Genomic DNA, 15,528 nt, shown 5'->3' with positions numbered 1-15,528 from the left:
CGAGGCCGGCCCCGTACGACGGCGGGGCGGCGGGTGCCCCCGGAGCAGCGCCCGGCGCGGGAGCCGCATCGGCCGGTGGCGCCGCCCCGGGGGCGGGGGCAGCGGCATCCGTCCCCGGAACGAGCCCGGGCGACGCGTTGCGCTTGCGCAGCAGCGCCGCGGCGGCCCGAGCCCGCAGCACGGCGACCGTCTGCGGATTGGCGCCGTAGTGCGCGAGGGTCTCGATCTCGACCGCCGCGACCTCGGGCTGGTGCTCCAGCAGCAGCTCGATCAGATCGACGCGCAGGCCGAGGTTCTGCGGATCGGCGGCGACCGCGTCGCGGATGATCGCGACGAAGTCGGGGGTGTCGGTCATGGATCGAGGGTAACAACCACCTCCGACGCCGACGTCAGGAGGCACCGAGGCGCACGCAGCGAACCATCCTTCACGGCGGCCTTCCCGCATCCCGACTCACTGCCTTGACGCCCAGTCACTGTGCCGGAGGGCAGTGAGTGGGCACGAGAGCAGTGCCTCGGGCGGGAGGGCAGTGACTCGGGCGGGCAGGGCAATGACGCGCGACCGGCGTCAGCCGGCGGTGAAGCGGGCGAGGAACTCGCGCGTGCGCGGCTCGCGGGCCGCGCCGAACAACTGCGCGGGCGGGCCCTCCTCGACGATCGCGCCCTGGTCGAGGAACAGCACGCGGTTGGCGACGTCGCGCGCGAACGCCATCTCGTGCGTCGCCATCAGGATCGTCGCGCCGTCCTCGGCGAGCGTGCGGACGAGCTCGAGCACCTCCCCGACGAGCATCGGGTCGAGCGCCGAGGTGATCTCGTCGAGCAGCAGCACCTCAGGGTCGGTCGCGATCGCCCGCGCGATCGCGACGCGCTGCTGCTGACCCCCGGACAGGCGATCGGGATGCGCGTCGGCCTTGTCGGCGAGGCCGACGCGCGCGAGCAGCTCGCGCCCGCGCTCCTCGGCCTCGCGCCGCGGCATCCGATGCACGAACCGCGCCGCGAGCGTGATGTTATCGAGCACCGTGAGGTGCGGGAACAGGTTGTACCCCTGGAAGACGATGCCGAACCGCGAGCGCACCCGGTTGGCATCCGCTCTCGGGTCGGAGATGTCGTCGCCGGCGAGAAAGATCTGCCCGTCGTCGATCGGCTCCAGGAGGTTCAGGCAGCGCAGCAGCGTCGACTTGCCCGAGCCGCTCGCCCCGATGACGGCGACGACGTCGTGCACGTCGAGCTCCACCGACACCCCGCGCAGCACCGCGCGCCCGTCGAACGACTTCCACAGGTCGGTGGCCCTCAGCACGGCGGTCATATCAGCGATCCCGTCTGTTCGCGCCGCTGCAGCGTGGCCGCGTACCAGTCGGTGAGCCGCACCGTCGGGATCGCCAGCAGGATGAACAGGATGCCGGCGACGATGTACGGCGTGAAGTTGTAGGCCTGCGACGCCTCGATCTTGGCGCCGAGCACGGCATCGACCGCCCCGAGGATCGAGATGAGCCCGACATCCTTCTGCATCGCGACGAAGTCGTTCATGAGCGGCGGGGTCATCTTGCGCAGCGCCTGCGGCAGCACGACGCGGCGCAGCGTCTGCCCGTGGTCGAGGCCGAGCGCGCGCGCCGCGAGCCGCTGCGACGGATGCACCGCCTCGATCCCGGCGCGGATCACCTCGGCGACATAGGCCGAGTAGGTGAGCGTGACGGCGATGACGCCGAGCACGATCGGCTCGATGCGCGCGCCCAGGATCGTCGGCAGGCCGAAGCCGACGAGGTAGATCACGATGATGAACGGCAGCCCGCGGAAGATATCGGTGTACCCGGCGGCGATCGCGCGCAGCGGGAAGAACACCGGGCCGCGCAGCGTCCGCATCAGGGCGAGCGCGAGGGCGCATGCGGCGACCGTGACGACCGAGATGCCCAGCACCGTGAGGTTCAGCAGGAATCCGTCCCAGATGCGCGGCAGAGAGCGCAGCGCGATCTCCGGATCGAAGAACGCCTGCTGCACGGCGCCCCACCCGGGCGTATTGATGACCGTCGCCCACACGATCGCCGCGACGGCGACCGTCGAGGCGATCGCGAGCAGGATCGAGCGGCGGGACTGCCGGTCGCGGTACTGCCGGCGCTCCAGTTCGAGCGCGCTCGGCGTGCGGGTGCTCACGGCACGACCGTAGCGGATGCCGCGGGGCTCACTTGAGGAGGGTGACGCCTTCCTGGAGCACGCCGAGCCACTGGTCGGTCAGCTCATCGAGAGTGCCGTTCTCGCGGAGGTCGTCGACGGCGGCGGTCACGGCACCGGTGAGCGGCGAGTCCTTGGGGAGCACGACGCCCCACTGGTCGGGCACGTCGCCGAGCGGCAGCTCGCCGACGATGAACGAGTTCTCGATGTAGAAGTTGGTCGCGGCGTACGCCGTCGGCAGATCGATCACGAACGCGTCGATCTGCTTGCCGTTGAGCGCGGCGACGACGTCCTCGTTCGAGCCGTACAGCGAGGGCTCGACGTCGGGCTGCACGACCGACTCGATCGTCTGCGCGCTGGTGGAGCCGGCCATGGCGCCGAGCTTGAGGCTCTTGAGCCCCGCGATGGATTCGACGCCCTCGGCGGCACTGCCCTTGAGCGCCACCACGGCTTGACTTGCGGAGTAGTACGGCGACGAGAAGTCGACGGCCTGCTTGCGCTCGTCGGTGATCGTGTACTGCTGGATGTTGAAGTCGAAGTTCTTCGGGCCCGGCGCGATCGCCGCCTCGAAGCTCGTGCGCACCCACTCGACGTCCTCCTCGGCGAAGCCGAGCTCGTCGGCGATCGCGTAGGCGACGGCCGCCTCGAACCCCTCGCCGGAGGACGGGTCGTCGTCGATGACGTACGGCTCGTACGCGATGTCTCCCGTCGCGATCGTCAGCGTGCCGGGGGTGACGTACGCGTCGTCGGCGGGGACCGTCGCGGTGTCGGTCGCCTCGGGCTCGCCCTGGGCGCAGCCGGTGAGGACGAGGGCGAGGGCGGCCGTCGCCGCAGCGGCGAGGCGTAGGACGGAGCGGGACATGGGCTTCTCCGGGGTCGGTGCGGGGGGCTGGGTCCATTCTTCCGCCTCGCGCGCCGACCGGACCGCGTACGGCGACCGTTTGTTACACGGTTGTGGCCCGCACCGGGCTTCGCAAGACCTCCCGGCATCGCCCGGCTCGCGGTGACCCGCGTTCGCCGTCCCGCTTACAGGGCCGAACACGGTGATCGGGCCGTACGAGCCGCCGCGGCGGCGATTCGCCCTGTAAGCGGGACGCCCGAGCCGCCGCACCCGCGCGCAGAACCGCCTGCACGCCCCCCGGGGCTCGCCGCCGGGAAGCGATCCTCACGGCGGCCTCAGGGCACGCGATACCCGGCCGCCCGCAGCAGGCCATACCACTCCGCGCGCGTGAGCGCGAGGTCGGACCCGGCCGCCGCGGCGGCCACACGCGCGGGCGTCGTCGTGCCGAGCACGACCTGCATGCCGGCCGGATGCCGCGTGATCCAGGCCGTCGCGATCGCGATCGGCTCCACGCCGTAGTGCTCGGCCAGCCGCGCGATGGCATCGTTCAGCTCCGGATAGGCCGGCGACCCGAGGAACACACCCCCGCCCGGGGCCTGCATCGGCGACCACGCCTGCAGGGTGATGCCGTGGATGCGGCAGTAGTCGACGAGTCCCCCGCCGTCGAGGCTCACAGACTGCTCGAACCCCTGCATATTCGCCGCGACGCCCTGTGCGACCAGCGGCGCGTGCGCGATCGACAGCTGCACCTGGTCGGCCACGAGCGGCTGGCGCACCGCGGTCTTCAACAGCTCGATCTGCCGCGGAGTGTGGTTCGAGACGCCGAAGGCGCGCACCTTGCCGCTGCTCTCCAGGTGGTCGAACGCGCGCGCGACCTCCTCCGGCTCGACGAGCGCGTCCGGCCGATGCAGCAGCAGGACGTCGATGTAGTCGGTGTCCAGCGCCCGCAGTGAGGCCTCGGCCGAAGCGACGAGGTGCTCGTACGAGAAGTCGAAGTACGGCCCTTCCCGCACGATGCCGGCCTTGGTCTGGATCGTGATCTCGTCCCGTTCGGCCGGGCTCAGCCGCAGCGCCTCGGCGAACCGCCGCTCGCACGCGTGCAGCTGCGGACCGTAGATGTCCGCGTGGTCGAACATGTCGATCCCGGCATCCCGTGCCGTGCGCACGAGCCCGCGCACGGCGTCGTCGTCGAGCTCGGCGATGCGCATGAGACCGAGGACGACGTTGGGGGCGAGGCGGCCGGAGCCAAGAGGGACGGATCGCATGGTGTTCCTTTCGCGGATGCCGGGACTACTGGGTACGGTACCCGCACGCCGGCGTCAGGTCCGCACCTCGACGCGCTCCACCGTGGCCTCGTCGAGGGCTACCGGGTCGATCTCCACGCCGAGGCCCGGGCCGGTGGGCACGCGCACCTGCCCGTCCTCGAGCACGGCGGGCTCGGTGACGATGTCGCGCGTATAGAACCTGCTCGATGCGGAGATGTCGCCCGGCAGCGTGAACCCCGGCAGGGCGGCGAGCGCGGCGTTGGCGGCCCGGCCGATGCCGGTCTCCAGCATGCCTCCGCACCAGACCGGCACCCCGGCATCCCGGCACAGATCGTGGATGCGCACGCCCTCGAGGTAACCGCCGACGCGGCCCGCCTTGATGTTGACGACGGATGCCGAGCCGAGCGCCAGCGCGTCGCGCGCGGCCTTCAACGAGACGATCGACTCGTCCAGGCACACCGGGGTCCTCAGGCGCCGGGCGAGGGTTGCGTGGTCGACGAGGTCGTCCTCCTGCAGCGGCTGCTCGATCAGGAGCAGGTCGAACCGGTCGAGCTCGGCGAGCGTGTCGATGTCGGCGAGCGTGTACGCCGAGTTCGCGTCGACCTGCAGCGGGATGCCGCCGAACGCGTCGCGCACGGCGGCGGTGTCGGCGACGTCGCGGCCGGGCTTGATCTTGATCTTGATGCGCACGTAGCCCTCGGCGAGGTAGGCGCCGACGGCATCCACGAGCGCCGCCGGGTCGTGTTGGATGCCCACCGACACACCGCTGGGCACCCGGTCGCGGACCGCGCCGAGGTACTGGCCGAGGGGCCGGCCCTGCGCGCGCAGGGCCGCGTCGAGCACGGCGAGCTCGAGCCCGCCCTTGACCATGCGGTGGCCGATGACCGGCTCCAGGATGCCGGCGACGTCCTCGGGCGCGAACGTGCGCGCCTCCAGGAGCGCCGGGATGAGGAAGCGCTGCGCGACGTCCCACGCCCCGTGCGTGTACTCGCTGGAGTAGGACGGCTCGTGCTGCGTGACGATCTCGCCCCAGCCCTCGCCGTCGGTCGTGCGCGCGCGCACGACGATGACCTCGCGCACCGTCTCGGTGCCGAACGAGGTCGTGAAGGGCGAGACGAGCGGAAGGTGCAGCACGCGCAGCTCGACGGCCTCGAGCGTGACGGATGCCGCAGGTTCGGTGACCGGCATGGGCTCAGGCTACGCCCGGGGCGCGCCCGCCGACGATCAGCGCAGGTCGCCGAAGGCGGGGCGCGGCGGCACGAACGTCGCCCGGCGATGACGGCGCGCCCGGCGATCGAGGCGGGCGGCGCGCTGCTCGGGGTCGAGGTGGACCACCCGGGCGAGGGCGTCGATGCGGGCGTTCATGGGTGTCTCCTTCCCCGTGGTCTTGAGGGAGAGGAGCCACGTCACCCGGCTCTGATACACGCCGTCCGGCCGCACTCGGAGATGGCGCCAGTTCCCTGCGATGGCGCCACATATTTCGTCGGGCCGAAGCAGGAAAGTGGCACCAACGCCTCTGGCGCGCGCACCGGAACAGGAAGACGGCGCCGAAGCAGCGTGGTAACGCCGACGCTCAGGGCCGGACGAACAGGTACCCGGCCTCGTCGCGGAACCCGCCGACGACCAGCCCCTCGCCGAGGAGCTCGAGGAACCGGTCGCGCACGCGGGCGCGCCACGCGGCCGCCTCGTCCGGGGACTGCACGCGCATGCTCTCGATGTCGCGGGGGATCGCCACCGACGCGACGACGTCCGTCGGATTGTGCGCGCGGGGAGCGGCGAGCGCCCACGACACCATGAGGCGGTCCGACTCGTCACCGCGGTTGACGTCGTCGTCCATCGGACCGTAGTGGTCCACGAGGTAGTCGGTCACGCGCGCACCGAGCACGAGCAGGTTGAAGTGGGCGTTGCGGGCGATGAGCGGATCGAACGTCCACGTGATGTGACCCACGTCGCGCGCGAACGCCCACTCGCGCTGATGCTGCTTGAGCACACGGCCGAGCCCCCTGGCCTGATACCCGGGCAGCACCCCGGTGACGTGCGAGTGCATCGAACGGGATGCCGGCGGCCCGAAGAACCCGGCCGAGACCCCGATCATCAGGTCGCCGTCGTAGAGTCCCACCACGTAGTTGCCGGAGCGCGCCAGCGCGCGCAGCAGGTTCGCCGGCATGCCGCCGTCGTCGCCGCCCCACACCTGTCCGAGCACGCGCGCGGCCTCGAGGATGTCGTCCATCGCGTCCAGCGAGCGGATCCGGATGCCCTCCTGCGCGTCGCTCATACCGTTCACGCTACCCGCCGCGGCCCGCTCCGCGGAGACTAGGCTGGAGCGGATGGGCAGGAACGAGCGCGTGAGACGTCGGCTCACGCGCATCCCGCCGCAGGGCGCCGTCGTCGCGGTGCTCGCGATCGCGGGGCTCGCCTCGTCGTTCATGTACACCCTCGTCGTGCCTATCCAGGCCAAGCTCCCCGAACTGCTGCACGCCAGCCGCGAGGACACCGCGTGGGTGGTCACGATCACGCTGCTGGCCGCGGCGGTGATCACCCCGATCTCCGGACGACTCGGCGACATGTACGGCAAGCGGCGCATCGTGCTGGTGCTCGTGGCGGCGCTGGTGGCCGGGTCGGTGATCGCGGCCCTGTCGCACGGCATCGTCGGCCTGGTCGTCGGACGCGCCCTGCAGGGGGCGGTCACCGGGGTCGTGCCGTTGGGCATCTCGATCCTGCGGGATGTCCTGCACCACGACCGCGTCGACGGGGCGATCGCGCTCATCAGCGCGACGCTGGGAGTCGGCGGTGCACTCGGGATGCCGTTGAGCGCCCTCGTCACGCAGTACAGCGACTGGCACGACCTGTTCTGGCTGGCGGCCGGACTCGGTGTCGTCGTGTTCCTGCTCGTGCTGTGGATCGTGCCGGTGAGCGTGCTGCGCACGGCCGGCAGGTTCGACATCGCGGGGGCGGTGGGGCTGACGGTGGGGCTCAGCGGCATCCTGCTCGCTCTCTCGCGCGGAAACGAGTGGGGCTGGACCTCGCCGGCCGTGCTCGCGTGCGGCCTCGGCGGCCTTGCCGTGCTGCTGGTCTGGGGACGGTACGAGCTGCGCACGGCCGAGCCGCTGCTGGATCTGCGCGTGGCCGTGCGACGACCCGTGCTGCTGACCAACGTCGCCTCGATCGCGATGGGCTTCGCCCTGTTCACCTCGAACGTGGCCTACCCGCAGATCCTGGAGCTGCCGCCACCGGCCGGATTCGGCCTGACGCTGCTGATCGCGAGTCTCATCGTCGCGCCGGCCGGGCTCATGATGATGCTCATCTCGCCCTACTCCGGGCGCCTCGCGCGCACGGTCGGCCCGCGCCGCCTGCTGGCGTTCGGGGCGATCGCGCTGATCCTCGCCTACGGCTACTCGCTGGTGTTCTCCCACGAGGTGTGGCAGCTCTTGATCGCGAACATCCTCGTCGGCGTGGGCATCGGCTTCGGCTACGCCGCCATGCCGATGCTCATCATGCGCTCCGTGCCGCAGAGCGAGACCGGCGCCTCGAACGGCCTGAACGCGCTGTGCCGCTCGCTCGGCACGAGCACCGCCGCGGCCGTGATCGGCGCGGTGCTCGCGACGATGTCGACGACGCAGGGCGAGCTCCAGGTGCCGACCGCGGCGGCGTTCCAGCTCGCCTACGTGCTGGGCGGCGCGGCAGCGGTCGCCGCGCTCGTGCCCGCGCTGCTGATCCCGCAGCGACCCGCGGCCGAGCGGCATCCGTCCCTCCCGGCCTGACCAGCCCCGGGCAGCCGTCCCGGCCAGCCGCTCTCCGCCCGCACGCGTCCCGCTTACAGGCTTGTTGACGATAACCCGGGCCGATCGGGCCCCTGTGCGACGTCTCGCCCTGTAAGCGGGACAGAATGTCCGGCCGATGCCGCGGTACGCGACCCGACACGGCAGAATCGAAGGCATGGCCGTGCACAGTCCCCACCTCCTCCCCGACCACGCCTGTCTCGTCGTGCACGGCAAGGACCGCCCCGGCATCATCGCCGCGGTCTCGGCCCTGATCGCCCGCAACGAGGGCAACATCGTCGCGTTCGACCAGTACGCCGACCCCGACACCGGCGAGTACTTCCAGCGCGTCGTGTTCCAGCGGGCGAACCTGGCCGCGGCGCTCCCCGGCATCGAGCGCGACGTCGCCGCGACCCTGCGCGACGGCTTCGAGCTGGAGTGGACGATCACCGACCAGTCCGTGCCCAAGCGCATGGCGATCCTCTCCTCCAAGCAGGACCACTGCCTGCTCGACCTGCTGTGGCGCCACCGCCGCGGAGAGCTTCCCGTGACCGTCCCCATGGTCGTGTCGAACCACACCACGTCGGCCGAGGACGTGCGCTCCTTCGGCATCCCGTTCTTCCACGTGCCCTCGGTTCCCGGGCCCGACAAGTCCGCGTCGGAGGCGAAGATCCTCGAGCTTCTGGTCGGCAACGTCGACTTCGTGGTGCTCGCGCGCTACATGCAGATCCTCTCCGAGGACTTCCTCGACAAGCTCGGGGTGCCCGTGATCAACATCCACCACTCGTTCCTGCCCGCCTTCATCGGCGCCGACCCGTACAAGAAGGCGAAGGAGCGCGGCGTCAAGCTCATCGGCGCGACCTCGCACTACGTCACCGGCGACCTCGACGAGGGGCCGATCATCGATCAGGACACCATCCGCGCGACGCATGCCGACTCGCTCGCCGAGCTCGTCCGCCGCGGCGCCGACGTGGAGCGTCAGGTGCTCTCGCGCGCGGTGCGGTGGCACGCCGAGGACCGGGTCATCCGCCACGGCAACCACACGATCATCTTCTAGCCCTCACCGATCGGCAGGCCCCTTTCGACCGACTCGCGGCCGACCGGCTCGGGCCGGCGGCTGCCGGCCCGAGCATCAGGAGTGCCCCCGGCTACCAGATGCTCACGCGCTGGTCGGCGTCGAGCCACAGCTCGTCACCCTCGGTCACCCCGAACGCGTCGTAGAACGCGTCGACGTTGCGCACGATCTGATTGCAGCGGAACTCGTTCGGCGAGTGCGGGTCGATCGTGAGCAGCCGGATGGTCTCGGCATCGCGCCCCTTCTGCTGCCAGATCTGACCCCAGCTCAGCAGCAGCCGCTGGATGCCGGTGTACCCGTCGATCACGGGACCGTCGGCCGGCTCGCCGGTGCGCTCCAGGTGCAGGCGGTAGGCCTTCAGCGCGATGCCGAGGCCGCCCAGGTCGCCGATGTTCTCTCCGATCGTGAGGGCGCCGTTGACCTTGTGCTCCTCGCCGAGGCCGCGCGGCGTGAGCGCGCTGTACTGGTCGATGAGGGCCGCGGTGCGCTGCTGGAAGGCCGCACGGTCGTCGTCGGTCCACCAGTCGTTGAGCGCACCGGTGCCGTCGAAGGCGCTGCCCTGGTCGTCGAAGCCGTGGCCGATCTCGTGTCCGATGACCGCGCCGATGCCGCCGTAGTTGGCCGCGGCATCGCGCTCCGGATCGAAGAACGGGTACTGCAGGATCGCCGCGGGGAACACGATCTCGTTCATGAGCGGGTTGTAGTACGCGTTGACGGTCTGCGGCGTCATGTACCACTCGTCGCGGTCGATCGGACCGCCGAGCTTGGCGAGCTGCCGGTCGTGCTCCCACGCGTTCGCTCGGCGCACGTTGCCGATCAGATCGGCGGCGTCGACCTGCAGCGCCGAATAGTCCTTGAACCGCTTCGGGTAGCCGATCTTCGGCGTGAACGCGTCGAGCTTCTCCAGAGCGCGGGCGCGCGTGGCCTCGGTCATCCATTCCAGCTGCGAGATCGAGGAGCGGTAGGCCTCGATGAGATCGGCGACGAGGTCGTCCATCGCCGCCTTGGCCTGCGGCGGGAAGTGGCGCTGGACGTACACCTCGCCGACCGCCTCGCCCATGGCGCCCTCGACCAGGCTCACGCCGCGCTTCCACCGTTCGCGGTTGACCGGAACCCCGGTGAGCTCGGTGCCGTAGAACGCGAAGTTCTCGGCCACGAAATCGTCGGACAGGTACGGCGCCGCACTGCGCACGATGTGCAGCCGCAGCCACGCCTTCCAGTCGTCGAGGCGCTCCGCGGTCAGGAGCGTGCCGAGCCCGGTCAGGAAGCTCGGCTGGTTGACGTTCACCTCCGCGAAAGCATGACCCGGCGCCATCCCCTCGACCAGGGGGCCCAGGTCGACGCCGGCCAGGGCGACGACCTCGTCCCACGGCAGGAGGTTGTAGGTGGCCACCGCGTCACGGCTGCGCACGTTGTCCCAGTGGTGACCGGCCAGCTCGGTCTCCAGCGCCATCACGCGGTCGGCCTCGCCCGCGGCATCCGCCACGCCGGCAAGGGCCAGCATGCGCTCCGCGTACCCGCGGAAGGCCGTGCGCGTGGCGTCGAAGTTGTCGAGACGGTAGTAGCTCTCGTCGGGAAGGGAGAGCCCGCCCTGCAGCGCGAACACGACGTACCGCTGCGGATCGCCCGGGTCGGGCTCGATGTAGGTCGCGATCACCCCGCTCACGCCCTCGCGCTCCAGCTCGCCGATCGTGCGCAGCAGGCTCGGGATGCCGTCGATCGCGTCGGCGCGGGCGAGCTGTCCCGCGAGGGGCGCAGCACCCAGCTCCTCGATGCGCGCGGTGTCCATGAAGCTCGCGTACAGGTCGCCGATCTTGCGCGCCGGGGTGCCCGGCTCAGCGGCCTGCGACTCCTCGATGATCGCGCGCACGTCCTTCTCGGCCTGCTCGGCGATGAGGTGGAACGACCCCCACCGCGCCTTGTCGTCGGGGATCTCGGTGCGATCGATCCACGCGCCGTTGACGTGGCGGAACAGGTCGTCCTGCGGGCGGATGCCGGGGCTGAGCTCGTCGAGCTGGATCCCGGAGCGGAGGGCGTCGGTCATGCGTTCCACAATAGGCGCCGACTCCGACACGGCCACGGGGCCCGTGCGGGGGATCGGGCGGTCACTCCTCGGTGCGCGTGCATCCGATCTCTGCAGCGTCGCCGGCCAGCCGCGCGCGCGTCCACTCGAACAGCTCCGGTACGAGCGGCGAGTCCGCATCGACGACCTCGGTGTGGCCCCTGCCGGAGTAGAGGCGGTAGTCCACCGAGACGCCCGCATCGCACAGGCTCGCCACGAAGGCGTCCTGCACGGCCGGACGCACCAGTCCATCGGCCGCACCCTGTCCCACCAGCAGCGGCGCCGTGATCGTCGCGGGGGGGACGTTCTCCTTCAGCCGCTCGCCGAGGGGTCCGGTCGTCGGGTCGGCGGCCATCACGACGGGATCCTCCGAAAGCCCGAGCAGCTCCAGGAGCGAGACCGCGGTGCCCGGCTCGGCGAGGCACCGGGTCGCCAGCTCCCGCACGGTGACCTCGGCGCCCGGCCTCACGTACTGGCGGTAGGTGACGTCGTCGTAGAGCGCCGCGTAGGCGTCGATCACGAACGACGCGAACACGCTGCCGCCGGTGATGTCGCCGAGGCCCTTCACGAGACCGGGGAGATCGGATGCCGGTGAGAGCGCGGCCACGCCGGCCAGCGGCACATCGGGGGCGTAGTCGTCGGCGAGAGCGCCCGTCCACAGCGCGCCGCCGCCGCCCTGCGAGTGGCCCCACACCACGGTCTGCGCGCCCAGGCGCGCCTCGGCGAGCTGTCCGGCGGCCCGGCGGGCATCGAGCACGGCGTGAGCTGTCGGCACGCCGATGAGATACGGATGCGGCCCCTCGGTGCCGAGCCCGATGTCGTCGGTCATGACCAGCGCCCACCCCTCGTCGACGATCTGAGGCAGCACGTTGAGGGCGCCCGAGGCGAACGGATGCGCCAGGAGCGAGGGTGCGCACTGCCGCGCCACCCCGGTGGTGCCGTGGGACCAGTCGATGACGGGCCAGTCGCCGTCGCCCGAGGCCGGGACGACGACCAGTCCGCTGGCCACGCGCACCTCCCCCTCCAGGTCGGTGGTCGTGTAGAGGATGCGCCACGCGCGTGCGTCGTCGGGCACGTCACGCGTGAACGCCTCGGTGCGGATGAGCTGGCCCGGCTCGTCGGGCAGCACGCGGGGGGCGGTGTAGAAGTCGTCGACCTCCGGCGATCCGGCGTGCAGTGCGACACTCACCGCCGCGGCGACCACGGCCAGCACGACGGTGACGACCGCACCGACCGTGCGGGCCCGCCGCGGTGCGGTGCCGGGCCGGCCCGGCGCGGCACCGGGACGCACCGCCTGCCAGAGATCTGCGAGGCCGGACATGACCAGCCTCGCCCCGAAGACGATCGCGACGATCAGGAGCGTGATGTCCGGCCAGCTGAGCGCCAGGACGCCGAAGACGACCCCGGCCGCACCGAACCCGGCATCCGCGACCCTGGTGTCCCTCGCGCGCGCCCGCCGGAGGGCCGCCACGAGCGTGAGCGCCCCGTTGACGATCAGCAGGACGCCCACCACGAGGGCGAGCAGCCGCACGGTCAGCCCCGGCCATGCCAGGACGAACAGTCCGCCGGCGATCCAGGCCGGCGCCGTGAGCAGTCTCCAGCGCGGACGATCCGTCTCCGCCTCGCGGGCGGCGATCTCGAGGATGCCGACGGCGATCATGCCCGCCCCGATCAGGAACGCCAGCACGCCGAGCGTCGTCGTGGGTCGGATCAGCAGCACCACGCCGAGCGCGATCGCCGCCGCCGCGACGACGGCCCGCAGCCAGCGCGGCATCCGATCCGTCCGTCCGCGACGCCCGGTTGCGTTCGACTCCGACACCATCGCGTCCCTCCTCGGCGGCCGACGCGCTCAGACTATCGCCCGGGCGAGGGGCCGCCCCGCGCAGCGACGCTCCTAGGCTGGAGGCCATGGCCCGGCACCACACGTCCCGACCGACGGTGCGGCCGGATCATCCGGCATCCCTCGACCGGCAGCTCCTGCGCCTGGCCGTTCCTGCGCTGGGCGCCCTGATCGCCGAGCCGCTGTTCCTCATCGTGGATGCCGCGCTCGTCGGCCATCTCGGCATCGTGCCGCTCGCGGGCCTCGGGATCGCCTCGGCGGTGCTGCAGACCATCGTCGGGCTCATGGTGTTCCTCGCCTACGCCACAACGCCCGCGGTGGCGCGGCGCTTCGGCGCGGGAGACGCCCGCGGCGCGGTGAGCGCCGGGATCGACGGACTGTGGCTCGCGCTCGGGCTCGGAACGGTGCTCGCGGCGGCGGGCGCTCCGGCCGCACCCGGTCTCGTCGCCCTGTTCGGCGCGGGTCCCGCCGTCGCCGCCCAGGCGCAGGCCTATCTCGGGCTGTCGATGTGGGGGCTGCCGGCGATGCTCATCGTGTTCGCAGCCACCGGGCTGCTGCGCGGGATGCAGGACACCGTGACGCCGCTGTGGATCGCCGGAGGCGGCTTCGGCCTGAACGCGTTGCTGAACTGGCTGTTCGTCTACGGCCTCGGCTGGGGCATCGCGGGCTCTGCCGCGGGAACGGTCGTGGCGCAGTGGGCCATGGTGGGCGCATACGCGGTCGTGGTGGGCCGGCTGGTGCGGCGGCACGCGGCATCCGTTCTTCCGCGACCGGGCGGCGTGCGCGGATCGGCGCGCACCGGCGGCTGGCTGTTCCTGCGCACGGTGTCGCTGCGGATCGCGCTGCTGGCGACCGTGGCGGTGGCCACGACCCTCGGCACCGAAGAGCTCGCCGGCTGGCAGGTGGCCTTCACGATCTTCTCGACCGCGGCCTTCGCGCTCGATGCGCTCGCCATCGCGGCGCAGTCTCTCATCGGCAAGGGGCTCGGCGCCGGGGACGAGCCGTTCGTCCGGCGCGTGCTTGCCCGCACGCTCGTCTGGGGCACGTGGTTCGGCGTCTTCGTGGGCGCGGCGATCGCGGCGCTGTCGGGTGTGATCGGGCTCGTCTTCACCGGCGACGCGGCGCTCGCGGCGACCGTCCAGCCCGCGCTGCTGGTGCTCGCCGTCACCCAGCCGGTGAGCGGGGCGGTGTTCGCGCTCGACGGCGTGCTCATCGGCGCCGGGGACGCGCGGTACCTCGCTGTCGCGGGCGCCCTGAACCTCGTGCCCTTCCTTCCCGTGCTCGCCGCGCTCTGGCTGCTGCACCCGACGGGGGCCGTCGGCCTGGCGTGGCTCGCCGCGGCGTTCTTCGGCGTGTTCATGCTCGCCCGTCTGGCGACGCTCGGCTGGCGCGTGCGGCGGCGCGAGTGGCTCACCGCGGAGGCATAGCCTCCTCCCCATCGCACGTTCTCGCACGGCTCTCCACGGATCGGCGTGCCGGCGCCCCACGGGGGCCTGGGACCTGGCAGCCTGTCGGGCACTGGACCACAATGGGAGGGTGCTCACCGTGACCGAACCTCAGGCATGGACGCTGATCGGTGTGTTCGCCGCCGGACTGTTCGGCATGCTCACGATCGTCTCGACGCTGTTCGTGCGTATTCTTCGCGCCGAGATCGGACGCCTCGACGGGAAGATCGATGCGTTGTCGGACAAGTTCGACACGAAGCTCGACCCCCTCGGCCGCGACGTGCAGGCGCTCATGCGCCGCACCTGCGGCATCGACCGCGACTGAGACGCGACGCCGTCACGCCCAGCGGCGGCACCACTCGTACATGACCACCGCTGCTGCGGCCGATGCGTTGATCGAGCGGGTCGAGCCGTACTGGGTGATCTCCACGACGGCAGATGCCGCGGCCACCGCCTCCGCCGACAACCCGGGCCCCTCCTGACCGAACAGCAGCACGCAGCGCTCCGGCAGCTCGGCGTGGTCGACCGGCACCGCGCCGGGCACGTTGTCCACCGCGACGATCGGGATCTTGGCATCCGTCGCCCACGCGACGAACGCGGCCGTGTCGGCATGGTGCCGCACGTGCTGGTAGCGGTCGGTCACCATCGCGCCGCGGCGGTTCCAGCGGCGGCGCCCGACGATGTGCACCTCGGCGGCGCCGAACGCGTTGGCGCTGCGGACGATCGAGCCGATGTTCAGGTCGTGCTGCCAGTTCTCGATCGCGACGTGGAAGGCGTGACGGTGCTCGTCGAGGTCGGCGACGATCGCCTCCATGCGCCAGTAGCGGTACCGGTCGACGACGTTGCGCCGGTCGCCCGCCGCCAGCAGCGCCGGGTCGTAGCGCGGATCGTCGGGCCACAGGGCCTGGCCGCCGGGCCAGGGGCCGACCCCGACCGGAAGCTCCGGCGCTGTCTCGGTGGGTTCCGGGGCCACCGCGCGCTCCGGGGGCGGGCCTGCCGCGCGCTCCGGGGGCGGGTCCGCCGCGCGCTCCGGGGGCGGGTCCGCCGCGCGCTCCGGGGGCGGGTCCGCCGTGCGCTCC

Annotated in this window: 14 protein-coding genes and 1 pseudogene; 4 read left to right on the top strand and 11 right to left on the bottom strand. The window is 71.8% G+C overall.

Annotated elements, in window-relative coordinates; translation table 11 throughout:
- The 8 genes and pseudogenes from QM641_RS11780 to QM641_RS11745 form a co-directional block, all read right to left on the bottom strand.
- Positions 1-355, bottom strand: a pseudogene (locus QM641_RS11780) (ATP-binding protein); the annotation flags it as partial.
- A 210-nt stretch (positions 356-565) separates the two neighbouring features.
- Positions 566-1,303 (bottom strand): amino acid ABC transporter ATP-binding protein, encoded by a 738-nt coding sequence (locus QM641_RS11775; RefSeq protein ID WP_415116694.1) that lies wholly within the window; start codon positions 1,301-1,303, stop codon positions 566-568.
- Positions 1,300-2,145 carry an amino acid ABC transporter permease gene (locus tag QM641_RS11770; protein ID WP_415116692.1) on the bottom strand — a complete coding sequence of 282 codons (846 nt, stop codon included), beginning with the start codon at positions 2,143-2,145 and terminating at the stop codon, positions 1,300-1,302. Before QM641_RS11770 ends, QM641_RS11775 begins: the two co-directional genes overlap by 4 nt.
- A 28-nt stretch (positions 2,146-2,173) precedes the next feature.
- The gene (locus QM641_RS11765) at positions 2,174-3,025 is read right to left on the bottom strand and encodes an ABC transporter substrate-binding protein (RefSeq protein WP_415116690.1); all 852 of its coding nucleotides are present in this window, start codon (positions 3,023-3,025) and stop codon (positions 2,174-2,176) included.
- Positions 3,026-3,339: 314 nt separating this feature from the next.
- Positions 3,340-4,269 (bottom strand): aldo/keto reductase, encoded by a 930-nt coding sequence (locus tag QM641_RS11760; RefSeq protein WP_415116688.1) that lies wholly within the window; start codon positions 4,267-4,269, stop codon positions 3,340-3,342.
- A 54-nt stretch (positions 4,270-4,323) separates the two neighbouring features.
- Positions 4,324-5,457: an o-succinylbenzoate synthase gene (gene menC / locus QM641_RS11755; RefSeq protein WP_415116686.1), complete on the bottom strand. Its 1,134-nt coding sequence runs from the start codon at positions 5,455-5,457 to the stop codon at positions 4,324-4,326.
- Between the two features lie 36 nt (positions 5,458-5,493).
- A complete protein-coding gene (locus QM641_RS11750) occupies positions 5,494-5,634 on the bottom strand; it encodes a hypothetical protein (RefSeq protein WP_415116684.1) in 141 nt (46 codons plus the stop codon).
- Between the two features lie 208 nt (positions 5,635-5,842).
- Positions 5,843-6,544 (bottom strand): GNAT family N-acetyltransferase, encoded by a 702-nt coding sequence (locus QM641_RS11745; protein ID WP_415116682.1) that lies wholly within the window; start codon positions 6,542-6,544, stop codon positions 5,843-5,845.
- A 52-nt stretch (positions 6,545-6,596) separates the two neighbouring features.
- On the opposite strand from QM641_RS11745, the gene QM641_RS11740 reads away from it, so the two are divergent.
- Entirely contained in the window at positions 6,597-8,030 is a 1,434-nt protein-coding gene (locus QM641_RS11740; RefSeq protein ID WP_415116680.1) for an MFS transporter, read from the top strand.
- 175 nt (positions 8,031-8,205) lie between these two features.
- Positions 8,206-9,084: a formyltetrahydrofolate deformylase gene (purU, locus tag QM641_RS11735; protein ID WP_415116678.1), complete on the top strand. Its 879-nt coding sequence runs from the start codon at positions 8,206-8,208 to the stop codon at positions 9,082-9,084.
- Positions 9,085-9,175: 91 nt separating this feature from the next.
- On the opposite strand, the gene QM641_RS11730 is transcribed toward purU, so the two are convergent.
- A complete protein-coding gene (locus QM641_RS11730) occupies positions 9,176-11,146 on the bottom strand; it encodes a M13 family metallopeptidase (protein ID WP_415116676.1) in 1,971 nt (656 codons plus the stop codon).
- Between the two features lie 61 nt (positions 11,147-11,207).
- Positions 11,208-12,986, bottom strand: a complete 1,779-nt coding sequence (locus tag QM641_RS11725; protein ID WP_415116675.1) for a DUF308 domain-containing protein — start codon at positions 12,984-12,986, stop codon at positions 11,208-11,210.
- An 86-nt stretch (positions 12,987-13,072) separates the two neighbouring features.
- On the opposite strand from QM641_RS11725, the gene QM641_RS11720 reads away from it, so the two are divergent.
- Both QM641_RS11720 and QM641_RS11715 read left to right on the top strand, forming a co-directional pair.
- Positions 13,073-14,431, top strand: coding sequence for an MATE family efflux transporter (locus QM641_RS11720; RefSeq protein ID WP_415116673.1), 1,359 nt, complete (start codon positions 13,073-13,075; stop codon positions 14,429-14,431).
- A 118-nt stretch (positions 14,432-14,549) separates the two neighbouring features.
- Positions 14,550-14,774 (top strand): hypothetical protein, encoded by a 225-nt coding sequence (locus QM641_RS11715; RefSeq protein WP_415116671.1) that lies wholly within the window; start codon positions 14,550-14,552, stop codon positions 14,772-14,774.
- 12 nt (positions 14,775-14,786) lie between these two features.
- Here QM641_RS11715 and QM641_RS11710 read toward each other — a convergent pair whose 3' ends face one another.
- Positions 14,787-15,422, bottom strand: coding sequence for a TrmH family RNA methyltransferase (locus QM641_RS11710; protein ID WP_415116696.1), 636 nt, complete (start codon positions 15,420-15,422; stop codon positions 14,787-14,789).
- Positions 15,423-15,528 lie beyond the last annotated feature (106 nt).

Source organism: Microbacterium sp., assembly GCF_047605725.1.
GTDB lineage: Bacteria > Actinomycetota > Actinomycetes > Actinomycetales > Microbacteriaceae > Microbacterium.
The sequence above is the reverse complement of the archived record's forward strand: the minus strand, read 5'-3'. Positions and strand labels throughout refer to the sequence as shown.

Excerpts from the sequence above, each read along its gene's own strand:
- QM641_RS11775 (WP_415116694.1), bottom strand. The coding sequence starts at position 1,303 with ATGACCGCCGTGCTGAGGGCCACCGACCTGTGGAAGTCGTTCGACGGG.
- QM641_RS11765 (WP_415116690.1), bottom strand. The coding sequence starts at position 3,025 with ATGTCCCGCTCCGTCCTACGCCTCGCCGCTGCGGCGACGGCCGCCCTC.
- QM641_RS11760 (WP_415116688.1), bottom strand. The coding sequence starts at position 4,269 with ATGCGATCCGTCCCTCTTGGCTCCGGCCGCCTCGCCCCCAACGTCGTC.
- menC (WP_415116686.1), bottom strand. The coding sequence starts at position 5,457 with ATGCCGGTCACCGAACCTGCGGCATCCGTCACGCTCGAGGCCGTCGAG.
- QM641_RS11750 (WP_415116684.1), bottom strand. The coding sequence starts at position 5,634 with ATGAACGCCCGCATCGACGCCCTCGCCCGGGTGGTCCACCTCGACCCC.
- QM641_RS11745 (WP_415116682.1), bottom strand. The coding sequence starts at position 6,544 with ATGAGCGACGCGCAGGAGGGCATCCGGATCCGCTCGCTGGACGCGATG.
- QM641_RS11740 (WP_415116680.1), top strand. The coding sequence starts at position 6,597 with ATGGGCAGGAACGAGCGCGTGAGACGTCGGCTCACGCGCATCCCGCCG.
- purU (WP_415116678.1), top strand. The coding sequence starts at position 8,206 with ATGGCCGTGCACAGTCCCCACCTCCTCCCCGACCACGCCTGTCTCGTC.
- QM641_RS11730 (WP_415116676.1), bottom strand. The coding sequence starts at position 11,146 with ATGACCGACGCCCTCCGCTCCGGGATCCAGCTCGACGAGCTCAGCCCC.
- QM641_RS11725 (WP_415116675.1), bottom strand. The coding sequence starts at position 12,986 with ATGGTGTCGGAGTCGAACGCAACCGGGCGTCGCGGACGGACGGATCGG.
- QM641_RS11720 (WP_415116673.1), top strand. The coding sequence starts at position 13,073 with ATGGCCCGGCACCACACGTCCCGACCGACGGTGCGGCCGGATCATCCG.